Below are 14909 nucleotides of genomic sequence, written 5' to 3'. Positions count from 1 at the left end.
TCACGCCCGTCGGCCACCCTGATCTGCTGGCGCAGCGTATCGAGCACCTTCAGAGTGACCCGTTGCTTCTCCCACCGCACGAAGTACCAGTACACCGTCTGCCACGGCGGGAAATCCGCAGGCAGTTGCCGCCAGGAGCAGCCGGTGCGCACCACGTACAACACCGCATCCACCACCGCCCGCCGCGAATGCTTCTCCGGCCTGCCACCCTCACCGGCGGGTGGCAGCAGCGGTTCCACCAGCGCCCACTGCTCATCGGTCAGATCCGAGGGGTAACGAGGCTCCCGAGACACCCGCCCACCCTGCACGAACCGGCACCGATGATCACGTAGCCACACCGACCGAGATCAACTTCTCAAACACTCACTCAGACGATGCGAAACAAAAGAAACGCGTGGGGACCAGTGTGCGGTCCCCACGCGCTCGATTCACGTAGGTCTTAGGAGCCCCGGCATGGGCCGGGGCCCAGGAACCTGACTGGGTCGAGCTAAACGCCCGACCTTGCAGAGTGGACCGAGAATTCGGCCACTACTGCTTGTCGCGCCACTCCGATGCAGGGCACTTGTTGCAGGTGCGCGCCTCTCTGCCGGAGCCCTGGTCGTGCCAGTCTCCCCAGTCGTGGTCGCAGCTGTCCGACATGCTTCCCCCTAATTGGAGTAAACGCAAGCGACGGTCGCTTGCGTCGAAGACAGTCCATGTGGCGTCGTCATTTGCAAGCTGGCCATGGCGCAAAGTTGGCTGGCATTTCTCTGGCGTCTCGCTTGCGGCACCCTCGCGTATGGCGGCGTCCGTCAGCGGGAGATCCTAGACAGGCTCCGCCTCACCGGCGAACCTCCGGGCGGGCGGCTCTCGTCGAGCGTGCAAGACCGCGACGGCGCCAAGACCGTTCTGCTGGGCTTGTACCCGACGGCCCAGCGCCGCGGGATAACAGCGAAACCCTTCTGGCCGGCCCCAGGCCCCCCGAATTCGTCCACTGAGATCACTTCTCAAACACGTTCTCAGGCCCGGTGACTTACCGGTGATCAGAGCCGCCAGAATTCCTAATTGGGGGCACAAGGTCTTCCTTGCGCGGCGCTCTTGAAGTCTGCGGGACGCCTCTGCGATAGCGGACTATCTGAATGCCCGTGAGGGTGGCCATGAGCAGGGTGTAGCTGCCGCAGAGCCACCACATGCGAGCGGGGCGCGGATCATGGCCGATCTTGCCCACGACGTCGGCAGGCATGGCGTCGGCAGGGTGATCGGGGTCGTACACGATGTCGGCCGACGAGCCCCGCTTGAGGTCTTCGATCTGCATGCGGAACGAGTCCCTTGTGCCGAGGGACGTGACGACGGGGCCCGTTCCAGGGTCGAAGCGGATCCTGGCTGAGGTCACCATGTCGGAGTCGGCCTGACCGTGCCTAACTGACAAGACCTCGGCACTGGCTCGGCGGCCGTGGTCTTGGAGCCTTTCAGAAAGGGTGGGAAGCCAAGTTATCTGGGCCGACCAGGCAAGACCGGCCAGGCCCATCGCGACAGCGACGCAGCCGATCCAGATCCCCCCTTCTGGGAAGCCTCGTATGGCTACCAGCAGGGTGGCGAAGCCGGATGCTACCGCGATCAGGTAAAGCAGGATCATGACAGTAAGGATCGTGGATCAGGTGAGGCGCGAACAAGCCGAGATACCTCCCTGTCCGATATCGGCCTGTGGCCTGTCCGATATCGGCCTGTGGCTTGGATCACTTGATGCTTGCCATGCGCCATGCGCCAGGGCGGCCGTCAGTCGTGCTGTCCTACACCCAGGGTCCAGCGCGCCCCCTGACGCGGAGCGGGCCAAGGCCACGACTGTGCCTTGATCACTGCCTGGGTCAACTGATCCGGATCGGCCGCTTCAACCAGCCGCCATCCGGCCGGAGGCGGGACCATGGCCCACCAGGACGCCGTTCGCTCCCCGTACCAGATCACGGCACCGGGAAACCGGTACGTCAAGATGGCCAGGACGGCGGCGCTCATCACATCGCGCCGGACAATCCAGCACGCTTCCAGACCTCAACCGCGATCGCACCCGCCGCCCCCACCGGGTCGGCGACAGGGTGAGCGTCTGCCCCGTTGCGCCACTCGAAGCGCTCGCCCGACCGGTCGAGAGCGACGATCCAGGAGATCCCGCCGGAGGTGTCCCGGATGAACACGGCCGGACGCGCGTCGCTCATCCCCACCTGGAAACCGAACTTGCACAGCTCCCGGCACAACTCGATCAACAAGCCGAGTTCGCGGTCATGGTCGATGTGGTTCATGCCTCGTTCCTTCGAGTGGGAGCGAGGCCGGTGACGGAACTCAACAGAGGGAATCTCCTGCTCCGCGCACACGTACGCGGGTGTGGCCACGAGTTACCCCGATCGGCTCGACGTCACCGGCCCCGCAGCTCATCGCGCTGCCCAGGCCAGCGCTAGATCATCAGGCGGTACGCTCCGCCCGCGTATTCGGGGAAGCCGTGACCCGACGTGCGATATCAGCGGCTAGGACCTGCAAGTCACACAACTCCGCAGAGATCTTCGCGACCTCTTCGAGCAGTAGCTGACGCTCGACCTCCGTCAACCCCGTGGTCCTCCTCTTCGCAGCCTTCTTGCGTGCCTGATCGATCGATGCGACCCGCCCGAAGTCGGGGTCATGGTTGGTGCTCATGCCTCACCGTCCAGAAGGTGCAGGCCCTGCACGTGAGCGGCGATCCGCCGGGCGGCCCCAGTGACGTCGTTGACCGGGTGTTGGTGGTTGGCTCCGGCCCAGGAGAAGTAGCGGTTGCTGAAGCTGACGAAGACCCAGAGGCATATGCCGGGGGTCTTGGTCGTGACGGCCAGGCCCGCCACTTCCTCAGATATCTCGGATCTGACGTCGTGTTCGGTCAGCGCCGCCCGCAACTCGGCGAGGAGTTCCATCTCCAGGTGCTTGCTCGTCTCCAACGCTCCCCCTTGGTGGGAGCGGGACCGGTGACATGGGGCCACGGCTGTCAACCTCGCCATGTCACCGGTCCCGCTTTTGATCACACCCACGAGCCTCGCGGGGAGACGTGTCGCACTGCGATACCGCGCCGACCGCATCCCGGACGTCTTGGTCTCTCTTCGCCTCATCTAGGTCTCATCCCGTGTTACGTTCGCGGTGATGGAAAGCCAGGCGATGACGAATCCCCCCGTGCGGTTGAAAGTCCTACTCCGCGAACGCCACTGGCAGACCTACCGGACATTCAGCATCGAATACGACAAAGCCGCTCGAAAGGTTGACCCCGCTCTCGTTGGGGTGGGACCGAGCCGGGCGCAGTTTCATCGTTGGACCACCGGCCAGGTCAAGGGGCTTCCATATCCCGACCATCTCCGGGTGCTGGAGAAGATGTTCCCTGGTTGGACCGCAGAGCAGCTGTTCGAGCGGGTCACCGAAGACCGGGCCGAACATCCACCCCCCGACAGCCCAGCCGGCACCGACAAGGCCGAGGAACTACTCAAGGCCATCGAGCAGAACCTTCACGCGCCCCAAGGCGACGTCACGTGGGGGACACCGGCCGAAATGACCGCGCCGGTATCACCGGCTCTGCTGAACTCGGTCGAGGGGGCGAGCGACACCGCCCGCAGACTCGGGCGTCAACTGCTTGAACTGCAACGCGTGCTCCGCCTCAGCGATGACGAAGCCGCCCAACTCGCCACCCTGTCGGGGAACATCGTTGAACTGTCGATGACCGTCGACATCGACATCGACCCCGAGGGCTGGTCTCGGGTGACCTACCGGCATCAGTTGCTCAACCTGAGCGACAAGCCGATGGCTCGGCTGTCGCGAGAAGTGTGGTTCGAGTACACCCGAGACCGGCTCGCCATCGAGCCGGTCAGCGACCCGGACCGGCGCGTCATGATCCAGCGCGTTCATGACACCGCGAACCTGTCCAAGTTCGCCTGCCAGATCTCGCCGCCCATCCAGCCGGGAGAGATGGCCACGGTCGGCTGTGTCTGCGAGGGCGGGCAGTTCCTAAACGATCACTACTGGCGGCAGTCGACCCCCCGGTACACGCGGCACTACACGCTCCGCGTACGCCACCAGCAAGCGCGGCAGCTCCTGCGCTGCTGGGCGATGGAGGAAGAACCCAACGGTTCGGAGAACTCAGCTGAGGACGCTTTGGTGTGGGACTACGACGGGGACGACGTCGTGATGACCTTGACCCGTGACCACCTGCGCCCCAACCAGGCCCTCACACTGCGATGGGATGTCCCGCATGAGCCTGCGTGACGAGATCGAGGCCGTTCTTCGCGCCTGGAACGCCCACGAGATCGAACGAGGCGGTTCACCGATCATCGACTTCGACTGCTTCCCCGGCGGCCCGCAGGTTGAGGCAGCACCCGATCGGCTCACCGTCTACCGCAGACTCGCCGAACTACGGCCCGACGCCGATGGCCCACCGGCCAGCCGACTCGACGCCGACCTTGCCTTCCTCGGTGCACTTCTCGGTGAACGGCCTTCGTTGGACGACTACATCCGCGCGACCCAAGGGTGTGGCTCCGCCGGATGGCCGGACGACTACATCGCCGAGCGCGCCGAGATGGCCCGCCGCGCGCTCGCTGATCTCGGTATCGGCTGGGGACCGGACGCCAACACCGAGCTCCGCCAGGCCGAAGGGCTGCTTGATGTCAATGAGGCACCCGACGCCATCCGCCAGGCCGCCCAAGAGCTCGAACCCGCCGTCAGGGAGGCGACCGGCAGCACCGCCCCGTACACGCTGACGATCGAGACGACCGAGGTCGACGCCTACTGGGCGTACTGGCTGGATGGTGCCGGCGATCGCGTTCGCCTGCGGCTCAATCTTCCCAACGTCGAGTTCACTCAGGCGGGTGCCAGGCAATTCGCCCTTCACGAAGTCCTCGGGCACGGGCTGCAAAGCGCCAGCTTCGCGGCCAGGGCAGCAGCCGAAGACGTCCCGTGGGTCCGCCTGCTGTCCATCCACGGCCCACAGCAGGTCATGCTTGAAGGACTCGCCCAGGCGTGGCCCCTGTTCATCCTCCCCGATGACAAGGTGCTCATGGCCCGAGTCCGGCTCAGTCACTACACCCAGCTCGTCCTCGCCCAGGTCCACCGGGCGCTCAACGCGGGAACCCCGGCGATCGAGTGCGCCGACCACCTACGCGCCGCCGTTCCCTGGTGGAGTGGCACGACTATCGCCGGATATCTGGCCGACCGGGGAGCCGATCCCACCCACCGGTCCTACATGTGGGCCTACCCGGCAGGGTTCGACTGGTTCACCGCCCTCGCCGAGGCCGACGTTAAGGTGTCCCGGGAGGTGCTCAATGCCGCATACCGGGACCCACTCACCCCAGCCGACCTCGCCGAGCTCTGGCCCGAAGGACCGCCTATCGGTGGACCCGGAGGCCCTGTTCGTCTACGGAAGCCTCCAATTCCCTGACGTCTTGTTCGCCCTCATCGACCGCGTCCCCGACCACGAACCGGTAGCCGCCGAGGGATGGCGCGTCGCCGCGCTTCCCGAACGCGTCTATCCCGGACTGGTCCCCGGCGACGGCATCGCCCGCGGATTCCTGCTGACCGGACTCGCCGCCGAAGAATGGCGCGTGCTGGACGCCTTCGAGGATCCCGTCTACGACCTCATGCGCATCGCCCTGGTCGACGGTCGCCACGGGTGGGGATACGCCTGCAACGCAGGGGCCGAAGTCGAGGCACACGACTGGTCCGCCGAGGACTTCCAGGCGCGCCACCTGCCGACCTACGTCGAACGCTGCGCAGCATGGCGTCGCCGCTACGAGCAGCAAGAACAAGCCGGCTGACAAGCATCTACCGGGACACGACAAAACCGGCACCGATGTCTAAAACTGACGGTCATCGTTGACACCCGGGTCTCCGGCCACTACGGAGATCATCCATGTCGACCCCCAACCCCCAGCTCGACCGCCCCAATCCGCCGCTGGACCGTGAGGCCAAGCGGCGCCTGGCGGTCATCCGACACGTCGAGGAGGTCACCGGCAACGTCGCGATGACGTGCCGGTACTTCGGCATCAGCCGCCAGGCCTACTACATCTGGTACAAGCGCTACCAGACCGAGGGCGTCGAAGGCCTGCGTACCCGTTCCAAGCGCCCGAAGACAAGCCCGAACGCCACCCACGTCGAGGTGGTCGGGAAGATCATCTACCTGCGACAGAACTACCACTTCGGGCCCGAGAAGATCGCCATGTACCTCAAGCGGTACCACGACATCACCATCAGCAAGTCCGGCGTGTGGCGCATCCTCAAACGGCTCGACATGGGCCGCCTGCCCGCCTCGCAGCGCTACAAGCGGCACGACAAGCGATGGAAGCGGTACGAGAAGCAACTGCCCGGCCACCGCGTCCAGATCGACGTGAAGTTCATCGAACCCATCGCCGGCCTCACCACCGGCCGCCGCGGCCGCCGCGGCGGCCGCAACAAGTACTACCAGTTCACCGCCATCGACGACTGCACCCGCCTGCGCGTGCTGCGCATCTACCCCCAGCTCAACCAAAAGACCGCCATCCAGTTCCTGGACTACGTCCTGTCACGCCTGCCGTTCCAGGTCGAGGTCATCCAGACCGACAACGGGGCGGAATTCCAGTCGGCATTCCACTGGCACGTACTCGACAAGGGCATCGCCCACACCTACATCAAGCCGCGCACACCCCGGCTGAACGGCAAGGTCGAGCGATCACATCGCATCGACGCCGAGGAGTTCTACGCAATGCTCGACGGCGTCCTGATCGACAGCGCCGAAGTGTTCAACGACAAGCTCCGCGAGTGGGAGGACTACTACAACTACGATCGACCCCACGGCGGCCTCGGCGGCCAGACCCCCTACGAACGCCTCAAGCAGAAGACTCAGGCCCAGGCGTAAACGATCACCGTCGGTCGCACAGGCTGGGGGATCCCGCCGGATGAGAACTTTCTCTACGTCTTCAAGGGCGGCCCGCAAGCGGGCCGCCGGGGCAGCCGCCGGGCCCTCGGGCCGGGCGTGCGGCCTCTGCGGGCCGACCCGTCCCGAGACCGGACGACCGCCCCAACCGGTCGCAGAACGCCACGGAGACAGAGAACGCACTGTTGCGTTCGAGCTTTTTGCCCGGACATTCCTCCCTTGAAGTCGTTTACAAACAGGGAGAACCCAATGAAGATTTCCGGCAAGATCGCTCACCTGATCGTCTCGTTCGTCGTGTACGGCGTCTTCCTGATACTCATCGGATGGCTCCTGATGGCGACCATTGAGACGGCCCACGAGGTGTGGTGGCCCGTCATCCCCAAGATCGGGTACTGGCACGCCGTCCAGCTGGGTGCGCCCCTGGCGGTGCTGGGGGCGATCAGCTTCTTGCGCGACTTGAACAACTAGCGCCAAGCACAGGCGCTCCAACTACGTGCCGCCGGCCCCCGGCGGCACGTTCCTTTTTTGGCATCGCCGACCATCATCACGCCGTGGGTTCGGGGCGGAGAGGCGCCGGCCACTGGCCGCAGCGGCTGAGCGAGACCGAAGCGGGGGTCTCGCGACCCCCAGCCCCCCGCGAGCCGGAGCACTCACCCGCGCGAAACCGTCTGTCACACCGTCTCGCCGTTCGCGCGGGCGAGCACTCCGGACAGGTGATCCTGCTGCGGTAGGGGAGGGACTTGCTAACAGATGCGCTAACAACCACCATGATCCGCCGCTACATCATCTGGCGGAACAAACATGCCGCCAATGAACGCCTACACGCCGTTGTCAGAAGGGCGAACGTCGCCTGACGCGGCACTAGTGTTCCGCACCTGAAATACATCGGCAAAATCGTGCGAGGGATTCGAAGATTTCTTCGGCGGTCTTGGTCCAGATGAATGGGCGGGGGTGGGTGTTCCAGTCCGCTGCCCAGGCACGGATGTCGGCTACCAGGGCTTGGACGCTCTTGTGGGCGCCGCAGTGGATCATCTGGTCGGCTAAGGAGGTGAACCAGCGTTCGGCCTGGTTGATCCATGAGGAGCCGGTTGGGGTGAAGTGCATGTGGAAGCTTGCCAACGGCAATGCCACACGGACCGTCCTCTACGCGAGCGAACATCGCTTGCGTTTACTACAAACCAGAAAGGGGCAAAGCATGGCGAATTGCGGGAACCACAACTGGTCGGGCTGGGAGTTGCTGGACCCATGGACGTTGTGGCGCCGCTGCCTGAACACGGGCTGCGGCGAGGTCGAACACGCACCGTACGGTTCCTGACCGAACGGGTTCCTAGGGCCGTAGCCCTGGGACCTGAGTAACCGGAGCGCGTGTGGACCGCACTGGTCCGCACGCGCTTCTTCTCTTAACAGTACGCAGGCACCCCCATGTGCTAGGGCGATTTGAGGCCGAAAACCATGGTCAGTACGTGAACCTGGACAGCCGTGGACGTACTTAGCATGACTCGTAATGAGTAGGCCGGCGCGGCGGCGCACCAGAGCCGGACGCGGGATATACGCGGGATGATCTTGCGTCTGCCCGGTCGAGGGCGGGGCGTAAGCCGAGGTCAGCAGGGGACCGTAGGTCGAATCGCCGACCCTCTGTAAATCCGTCGGCGGGCGAGCGCGCATGTCTCTCGCCTCGTGTGATGGTCCTGTTCGTCAACCTTGGAGTACGGGCCTTCCCTCGCCGTTGTGATGGGAGCAGGTGCCAGGGCGTCCACCGGACATGCTGTACGTGCCGTCGTTGCACTGCACCATGTAGCCGTGTCCGTTCGAGAAGTTGGGGATGCACTCGAAGTAGGTACAGACGTCGGCCGGCGGGTTGTAGACCTTGTTGCCTCGTCCGCAGAAGTTGAGGCGGTATGGGTTGGGCGGTGCGCCGCATGTGGGAGCCGTCGTGTGGGTGGGCCGGGAGGCTCGCGGCGCCGTGGGATGTGTCGGCCTCACGGGCCGGCGCGATTGCTGGGGTGACGGGGTAGGAGAGCCTTGGGCGACCGCTGCGGCCTGAGTCGGCGAGGCGACCGGTGGGGTGGCGGGCTGGGCGGTGGGTTGGCTGTCGGTGGAGCAGCCGGTCACGCTAAGCGTGCCCAGGAGCACGAGCGTGATGAGAGTCCTGTGCATGGCGTCCCCTTTGCAGCCGGTCCGATCGGCCGTATCTCCGGTGAAGCGTTGACGCGGAGGTCGCCATACGGGACTACGCACTGTCCGTATCCGGACAACCTACGGTGAAGGCGGTGCAACCGCTCATATCTCGGCGGGCTGCTGGGCGCTGCTCCGGGTGTCCGGCCTGAGTCGTCCCAGCGGGCCTGTCGCGTGGTTTAGGTAGGCGGCATGCCGGGGGAGCGCGGACCGCCACGACCACGTACTACCCTGTACTCGGCGGTGGTCAGCCGTCGAAGCCAGGACCCGACTCAGGGCAATATGTGTGCAATGATCAAGGTCCGGCCGGTAGGCTCGGCTCTCGCCGCTGAGCTCTGACCAGCGACAAGCCCTCGTAGCTCAGGGGATAGAGCAACGGTTTCCTAAACCGTGTGCCGCAGGTTCGAATCCTGCCGGGGGCACCCAGTCTGATCACGAAAAAAGCCCCGCTGACCAGCGCGAACGCCGGTCGAGCGGGGCTTTGGGTTATGCAGCCGTGTGCGACGGGGTGCCGCCGTGCGCGAGTGTCTGCGGCTACACCGCGGCTACAGCGCCGTCAGCCTTCGGAAGCGCCGTCGTCCTCGTCAGTCGTGGTGCCGAGAACCTGGTCGATCTTCTTGAACCACTGGTCGTCGAATCCGGCAAGGACCTGGGAGTAGATCCGCTGGAGCACTTCGACGCTGTGGCCGGCCCACTCGGCCACCTGCTTGGGCGGCACACCGGCATAGAGCCGAACAGAGATGCCTGCATGCCGGAGGTCGTACGGCTTGGCCAGCAACAGCGTGGCCCGTAGCTCGGGCGGTAGGCCCAGCGCGCGGGCGCGCTTCCAGACGCGCCCATACGTCGTCGGGTGAATCGGGTTGCCGTTGACGCTCCGGAACAGGCGCCCATCTGGCGCGACGCCATAGCGCTCGATGTGCTCGCGCAGCAGGCGCACGAGAACGGGCGGGATCGGTACGGAGCGAGTGGCCTTGCGGGATCGGTGCTTGAGCCCCCGGTCGTCATGGACGTCACCGGTGTCGGTCCAGGCGCGGCCGGCCGCGGGCTTCGTCTCCGCCAGTGTGAGGTATCCCCACCCTTCGTCGGGCAGTTCGCAGTTTAGGCGCTTGAGCGCAGCGGCTTCCTCGGGTCGCATCATGGCGTAGAACAGGCAGCCGAAGAATGCGATGAATCGCGGGCCTTGATGGCGCCCGATGTAGCTAACCGCGGCCAGCATTTCCGCAACTTGCTCGGTGCTGCCGATGCTGCGGGGGTCAACTTCGTGATCTGTTTCCATGTCGCTGGGGCGTTCCCAGTTGAGTTCGGGATCGTCGAGAGGGTTAGCGGTAAGTCGTTCTTCGCTGACCGCATACTTGAGGACGTTATAAAAGACCTGGCGGCGCCTGGCAAGGTAGTTGGCGGCTGCCCGCTTACCGTTCAGGCGCAGTGTGCACGAATCCAGAATGTTGCGTACGGTCTTTAGGTCGGCCAGTTCCGTGAGCGGCGGTGATATCGTCTCCGCCCACTTGAGCGCCTGCTCGATTTCTGCTGGGCGCTCGGTGTCACGGTCGCGCTTGTTGAACGCCCATCGAAAGAGTGCCCTTCGGAGGATATTGTCATCTGGGCGTCCACTTCCCTGGGGTAGTAGGGCGCACGTGATGGTGACCAGAGCTTCCGCGATCGAAACTCGGGCGGTGGCTGCTAGCCGTGGCCACTTGTAGTCGACGTATTCGACCGCGTGTTGATGCCAGGTGACGGCCTTCGCCTCCTGCTCCTGCTGGCGGAGTTCGGAGAGTGGTAGCCCTGTCTCGATATCGAACGCTTCTCCTCGGCGAGCAGCGCTCATCAGGTCCGACTTCCGGCTTTCTGCAAGTTCAATGGTGGCGAAGTATTCGCTGTTCGGTTTTCCACCGACGACCCAGCGAACCCGGTACGGGCGATGCTTGGCTCGCGGGTTGTGCTGGGTCTTCCAGAATCGGACGTCGTAACTGAGGTTCACGCCACCTCCTCAAGGGATTCGAGCCAGGATTCGTAGTGGTCGCGCCGGATGCGCAGTTCTCCGTTGGGGAGTCGCTTGCATCGGGGCGTACGGCCAAGTGCCCGCCATCGCCGCCATGTGCGACGCGGGATTCCCAGGTCATCCAAGATGTCCTGGACCGTAAGCCAGTTACTGTTCTTCTTCGATGACATGACGGTTCTCCCATGGGGCCGATCGGCTACGAGAATTCCGGGGTTCTGGCAACGGTTCGTTGAGTCCGCGGGTGAGTGAGCGGTGGACGATCCGGGCGGCGAGGTTGTACGGAAGGCCGGCCGTCGTGCCCGTGGTGATGAGTTGTTCGGTGGTCTGGTCGTGGGGCAGTCCGGACCATTCGAGGAGTCCGCCGGTTTGGTAGGCGAGTGCGGCGAGGGCGCGTTGGCGGCCGTCGGTGAGGGCGGCCAGCTCGGCGGTGCCGCGGTTGATGACGGTGGTGAGGTAGGCGGCCGGCCCGCGGGTGCGGGCCCCGGCCGGGCGGGGCCGAGGCCGGGGTGGTGCGGGTCGGTGGTCGCGTGTTGCGGTGACGCGGAGGACTTCGCGCGTGAGCCATTCGGGCATGTGCCCGGGGTGGGCGGGGCCGCCGCCGGTGATTTGGTAGCGCCCGGCGGTGGAGGTGGCGCCGGGGGCGATGCCGTAGGACCATCCGGCCTTGATGTCGACCTGCCAGGCGATGCTGTGAGGGCTGAGCGCCTGGCGGAGATTGGCGGTCGGTGCCTGGTACCACAGGTGCCGTCCGCCGGACGGGGTGGTGACGGTGATGGGCCGGTGGCCCGGGTCGGTGGGCCAGGGCCGTTGTCCGCCGCGTAGGCGGGCGAGGAGCCGCAAGGTGTCCCGCCCGTCGTGGAAGACGCTCGCGTCGCTCCACAGGGCTTGGGAGACCGGTTCGGCCGTCAGGTCGATGCCCGGCAACAGCCCGGTGGCGAGCTCGGCGGGTGGGGCGTCGGCGTGGCTGTCAATGTCGAGTAGGACCAGCCCGGACGGTCCGGCGGCGATGCCGGGGATCGCCTCGGGTTCGCGTTGCCACCAGGCGGCGATTCGCTCGGCGTCGAGGGTGGCGGCGCGGACGCCGTGGCACCAGGCGCCGGCCGGGATACACGGGCAGTCTTCGATCCGGTGCGATGGTCGGCCGTTGCGGTCGCGGCAGGTGGGGCAGCTGCCGAGGGGGCGTTTGCTGGCCGCTGACAGCGGCAGGACGTACCAGCCGTGGGCGGCCAGGTCGAGCGCGAGCCCGAGCGGCGCGCCTTCGCCCCGCGGTGCGGGTGCACTGGCGTGTGATGTGGTCGAGGCGGTGTCGGTGGGGGCGCAGAGCGGGTGTTCGGTCTGGCCGGGGTAGATGGGGGTGAGGGTGTAGCCGCAGCGGCGGCAGACGATCGCGGGCATGCGCGAGCAACCTCCAGCGCGGTGCGGGGGGGGTATTTTGCGGCCCAGTCCTCAACATGGGTGATGCGGGTGCGGGCGGCCTGGTCGATGATCTGGGCCATCGACAGGCCGTTTTTGAAGGCGTGGCCGATCTGGGCTTCGACCTCGGCGTACTCGCGACGACGAGCGCGCGGCCAGGCGCTCAGCGACGATCCGGACCGTGAGGGGGAACCGCCCGCACGCTTCGATGACAGCGTTGGCGGCCTCGGGCTCGGCGCCCACCCCTTCATGTCCGGCCAGGCGGGTCAGCAGGTGCAGTGCTTCGGCGCGGTCGAGCGGTGCCAGGTTGATCGAGCGGCCGGTGGCGACGCCTGGCATCCGGGCGCGGCTGGTGACAATGACGGCGCATCCGGACTCGCCCGGAAATAGCGGCTGGACCTGGTCGGGTAAGGCGGCGTCATCGAGCACGAGCAGCATCCGCCGGCCCGCCAGCCGAGTCCGCAACAGCGCGGCGCGCTGGGCGAGCATCGGCGGGATCGCCGACGCCGCCACGCCAAGAGCGTGCAGGATCTCACCCAGCAGCTCCGATGGCTTCCGCGGGGTCGGTGATGCTCCCGCCAGCCGCAGGTAGAGCTGGCCGTCGGGGTAGTCGTGCGCACTTGCTTGGGTAGTCTGTGGTCGGCGGGGGTACGGTGCCGGCCACTCATGGGCTGCCAGCGGTTCCTAATCAGTTCTGGGAGTCGGCCATCCGGCAGACTCCTGGTCGGTAGCCGCGACGCTCAACAGCCGCCCTCGCAAAACGCTGGGATGGAAGACTCTCGCCGAAGCAATCTTCGGCCATCCGCGCTCAACGTTGCGGCGATAGGCCTCACGCTAGCGCTGCCAAGTGTCACGCAAGAGCATCCCGGCCCAGCTTTGCGTGCTTCCGTCTTGCGTTGGTTGTGAGTGTTCGTGGATCATCGGCCCCATGGTCGCGCTTCTGACGTATGTCGGCAAGCACCCTACGGTGCTGCTTGAGATCGCTGGTCTTGTTTTCGCGGTCTGGCTGATCAACCGGGAGCGGACGCGTTCCTCATGGTTCTTGGTCGGTGTATTGGCCCTTGTTGCTGGCTCCGGGTTGCTGACATGGGGTTTGTGGTCAACCTTGTTTCCCACCACTTCTCAATACCTTGCCGAGCATGGACACTCAGCGATAGCAACCATCACAAAGATCACCAAATCCTCGACGGACGCAAGCGGGAGCAGGATGGTCCTAGCCGCTGACGTCCGATATGACACACCCAAGGGTTCAGTCACAACGAACCTGGACCTCAGTAATTCAGTTGAGCAGTTGATGAAGAGCAAAGTATTGGTCTTGTATGATCCGGCGAAGCCGACCACGGCTATGCCGCTAGACATCCCCTCAGCGCCAAACGGTTACTACGAGACGCCCTTGAAGGTGTTGGGGGTAGGCGACCTCGCAATAAGCACTGTCATCCTCAGTGCACTCATCATCACCAAACGTCGGCGCGCTTCAGTGAACGCGGACGTCCAACACCAGCAATGACACTGGCTTGAGGTCGTACACCACACTGAGATTCGGGGCACGGCGGACTGGTACGACACTGATGTTGCCCCGGTCTTGTGGACAGCTGATCGCTTGGGACGACGTCGCCGCGCTGCCCGAACGGGTCTATCCCGGACTGGTCCCCGGCGACGGCATCGCCCGCGGATTCCTCCTGACCGGACTCACCACCGAAGAATGGCGCGTCCTGGACGCCTTTGAAGACCCCGTCTACGACCTCACACGTATCGCCCTCGTCGACGGCCGCCACGGGTGGGGATACGTCTGCAACCCAGGAGCCGAAGTCGAGGCCCACGACTGGTCTGCCGATGACTTCCAGGTGCGACACCTTCCGACCTACGTCGAACGCTGCGCGGCATGGCGTCGACGCTACGAGCAGCGGGAACAAGCCGGCTGACAAGCATCTACCGGGACAGGACAAGAAGGGCAGTCCGCCCGGATGAGGAGTTTCTCTACGTCTTCAAGGGCGCCCCGCTGCGCGGGCCGCCGGGCGGCCGACCGGCCCTCGGGCCGGGCGTGCGGCCTCTGCGGGCCGGTCCCGGCCCGAGACCGGACGGCCGCCCCACCCGATACGGACCACCACTGAAAGCCGCAGACAAAGCCCATCGACAGGCCGCCCGTTCTCCCCGCTGCGTGAGTCTCCCAGCCGTGCCCGGTGCGTCAAGGCCAGGCCGCGACGCGGTCGACAGGTCGAGCCTTGACCCACCGGGCACGACCGGAGGGATGGCAGCTACGAGGAGAACGGGGGGAGAATGGGAGCTACGGCGAAGGCCGTGACGATCGCAGTGGGTGGTTGCGCAATCCATGGGGTCGGGGCGATCGGCTCATTAGGGGAGCATGTTCGTGCGGTTCCGTGTGGGGCCGTCACCTCTCGGCCTGGTGGGTGCACGGCCTGCGATCGGTCGGCCGCTGGACGG

General features: G+C 65.6%; 16 protein-coding genes and 1 tRNA gene. 8 read left to right on the top strand and 9 right to left on the bottom strand.

Features of this window, described 5'->3' with window-relative positions:
- The 4 genes from AB0I04_RS53680 to AB0I04_RS53665 form a co-directional block, all read right to left on the bottom strand.
- Positions 1–308: transposase (locus AB0I04_RS53680; protein WP_360904303.1), on the bottom strand; the 308-nt coding region annotated here is incomplete at its 3' end.
- 704 nt (positions 309–1012) lie between these two features.
- A complete protein-coding gene (locus tag AB0I04_RS53675) occupies positions 1013–1615 on the bottom strand; it encodes a DUF3592 domain-containing protein (protein ID WP_360904300.1) in 603 nt (200 codons plus the stop codon).
- Positions 1616–1988: 373 nt separating this feature from the next.
- The gene (locus AB0I04_RS53670; RefSeq protein ID WP_360904297.1) at positions 1989–2270 is read right to left on the bottom strand and encodes a hypothetical protein; all 282 of its coding nucleotides are present in this window, start codon (positions 2268–2270) and stop codon (positions 1989–1991) included.
- Positions 2271–2654: 384 nt separating this feature from the next.
- A complete protein-coding gene (locus tag AB0I04_RS53665) occupies positions 2655–2933 on the bottom strand; it encodes a hypothetical protein (RefSeq protein WP_360904294.1) in 279 nt (92 codons plus the stop codon).
- 199 nt (positions 2934–3132) lie between these two features.
- Between AB0I04_RS53665 and AB0I04_RS53660 the strand changes: the two genes are divergently transcribed.
- From AB0I04_RS53660 to AB0I04_RS53640, 5 genes are all read left to right on the top strand, one after another.
- Positions 3133–4242 (top strand): hypothetical protein, encoded by a 1110-nt coding sequence (locus AB0I04_RS53660; protein WP_360904291.1) that lies wholly within the window; start codon positions 3133–3135, stop codon positions 4240–4242.
- Positions 4229–5410 (top strand): hypothetical protein, encoded by a 1182-nt coding sequence (locus tag AB0I04_RS53655; protein ID WP_360904288.1) that lies wholly within the window; start codon positions 4229–4231, stop codon positions 5408–5410. The genes AB0I04_RS53660 and AB0I04_RS53655 overlap by 14 nt, the downstream gene beginning before the upstream one ends.
- On the top strand, positions 5364–5786 hold the full coding sequence (locus AB0I04_RS53650; protein ID WP_360904285.1) for a gamma-glutamylcyclotransferase family protein: 423 nt from the start codon (positions 5364–5366) through the stop codon (positions 5784–5786). The genes AB0I04_RS53655 and AB0I04_RS53650 overlap by 47 nt, the downstream gene beginning before the upstream one ends.
- A 95-nt stretch (positions 5787–5881) precedes the next feature.
- Positions 5882–6862 (top strand): IS481 family transposase, encoded by a 981-nt coding sequence (locus tag AB0I04_RS53645; RefSeq protein WP_360904282.1) that lies wholly within the window; start codon positions 5882–5884, stop codon positions 6860–6862.
- A gap of 267 nt (positions 6863–7129) precedes the next feature.
- Entirely contained in the window at positions 7130–7348 is a 219-nt protein-coding gene (locus AB0I04_RS53640) for a hypothetical protein (RefSeq protein WP_360904279.1), read from the top strand.
- 393 nt (positions 7349–7741) lie between these two features.
- Here AB0I04_RS53640 and AB0I04_RS53635 read toward each other — a convergent pair whose 3' ends face one another.
- The gene (locus AB0I04_RS53635) at positions 7742–8011 is read right to left on the bottom strand and encodes a hypothetical protein (protein ID WP_360904276.1); all 270 of its coding nucleotides are present in this window, start codon (positions 8009–8011) and stop codon (positions 7742–7744) included.
- Between the two features lie 564 nt (positions 8012–8575).
- Positions 8576–9037: a hypothetical protein gene (locus tag AB0I04_RS53630; protein WP_360904273.1), complete on the bottom strand. Its 462-nt coding sequence runs from the start codon at positions 9035–9037 to the stop codon at positions 8576–8578.
- A 367-nt stretch (positions 9038–9404) separates the two neighbouring features.
- On the opposite strand from AB0I04_RS53630, the gene AB0I04_RS53625 reads away from it, so the two are divergent.
- Positions 9405–9477, top strand: a tRNA-Arg gene (locus AB0I04_RS53625).
- Between the two features lie 134 nt (positions 9478–9611).
- Here AB0I04_RS53625 and AB0I04_RS53620 read toward each other — a convergent pair.
- The 3 genes from AB0I04_RS53620 to AB0I04_RS53610 all read right to left on the bottom strand — a co-directional run bounded on the left by AB0I04_RS53620 (position 9612) and on the right by AB0I04_RS53610 (position 12980).
- A complete protein-coding gene (locus AB0I04_RS53620) occupies positions 9612–11033 on the bottom strand; it encodes a site-specific integrase (RefSeq protein ID WP_360904270.1) in 1422 nt (473 codons plus the stop codon).
- A gap of 168 nt (positions 11034–11201) precedes the next feature.
- Positions 11202–12449, bottom strand: a complete 1248-nt coding sequence (locus AB0I04_RS53615; RefSeq protein ID WP_360904268.1) for a bifunctional DNA primase/polymerase — start codon at positions 12447–12449, stop codon at positions 11202–11204.
- Between the two features lie 51 nt (positions 12450–12500).
- Entirely contained in the window at positions 12501–12980 is a 480-nt protein-coding gene (locus tag AB0I04_RS53610; RefSeq protein ID WP_360904265.1) for an NB-ARC domain-containing protein, read from the bottom strand.
- Positions 12981–13395: 415 nt separating this feature from the next.
- Here AB0I04_RS53610 and AB0I04_RS53605 point away from each other — a divergent pair, with 415 nt between their 5' ends.
- A complete protein-coding gene (locus AB0I04_RS53605) occupies positions 13396–13974 on the top strand; it encodes a DUF3592 domain-containing protein (protein ID WP_360904262.1) in 579 nt (192 codons plus the stop codon).
- A gap of 61 nt (positions 13975–14035) precedes the next feature.
- A complete protein-coding gene (locus tag AB0I04_RS53600) occupies positions 14036–14389 on the top strand; it encodes a gamma-glutamylcyclotransferase (RefSeq protein WP_360904259.1) in 354 nt (117 codons plus the stop codon).
- The last annotated feature ends 520 nt before the right edge of the window (positions 14390–14909 follow it).

The organism is Actinoallomurus sp. NPDC050550 (assembly GCF_040655075.1).
In the GTDB taxonomy this organism is placed as follows: Bacteria; Actinomycetota; Actinomycetes; order Streptosporangiales; family Streptosporangiaceae; genus Actinoallomurus.
This window is presented reverse-complemented; position numbering and strand designations above follow the sequence as displayed.

What these genes read in the sequence shown, in the direction of transcription:
- AB0I04_RS53675 (WP_360904300.1), bottom strand. Translation starts at nt 1,615, where the DNA reads ATGATCCTGCTTTACCTGATCGCGGTAGCATCCGGCTTCGCCACCCTG.
- AB0I04_RS53670 (WP_360904297.1), bottom strand. Translation starts at nt 2,270, where the DNA reads ATGAACCACATCGACCATGACCGCGAACTCGGCTTGTTGATCGAGTTG.
- AB0I04_RS53660 (WP_360904291.1), top strand. Translation starts at nt 3,133, where the DNA reads ATGGAAAGCCAGGCGATGACGAATCCCCCCGTGCGGTTGAAAGTCCTA.
- AB0I04_RS53655 (WP_360904288.1), top strand. Translation starts at nt 4,229, where the DNA reads ATGAGCCTGCGTGACGAGATCGAGGCCGTTCTTCGCGCCTGGAACGCC.
- AB0I04_RS53645 (WP_360904282.1), top strand. Translation starts at nt 5,882, where the DNA reads ATGTCGACCCCCAACCCCCAGCTCGACCGCCCCAATCCGCCGCTGGAC.
- AB0I04_RS53640 (WP_360904279.1), top strand. Translation starts at nt 7,130, where the DNA reads ATGAAGATTTCCGGCAAGATCGCTCACCTGATCGTCTCGTTCGTCGTG.
- AB0I04_RS53630 (WP_360904273.1), bottom strand. Translation starts at nt 9,037, where the DNA reads ATGCACAGGACTCTCATCACGCTCGTGCTCCTGGGCACGCTTAGCGTG.
- AB0I04_RS53615 (WP_360904268.1), bottom strand. Translation starts at nt 12,449, where the DNA reads ATGCCCGCGATCGTCTGCCGCCGCTGCGGCTACACCCTCACCCCCATC.
- AB0I04_RS53605 (WP_360904262.1), top strand. Translation starts at nt 13,396, where the DNA reads ATGGTCGCGCTTCTGACGTATGTCGGCAAGCACCCTACGGTGCTGCTT.
- AB0I04_RS53600 (WP_360904259.1), top strand. Translation starts at nt 14,036, where the DNA reads ATGTTGCCCCGGTCTTGTGGACAGCTGATCGCTTGGGACGACGTCGCC.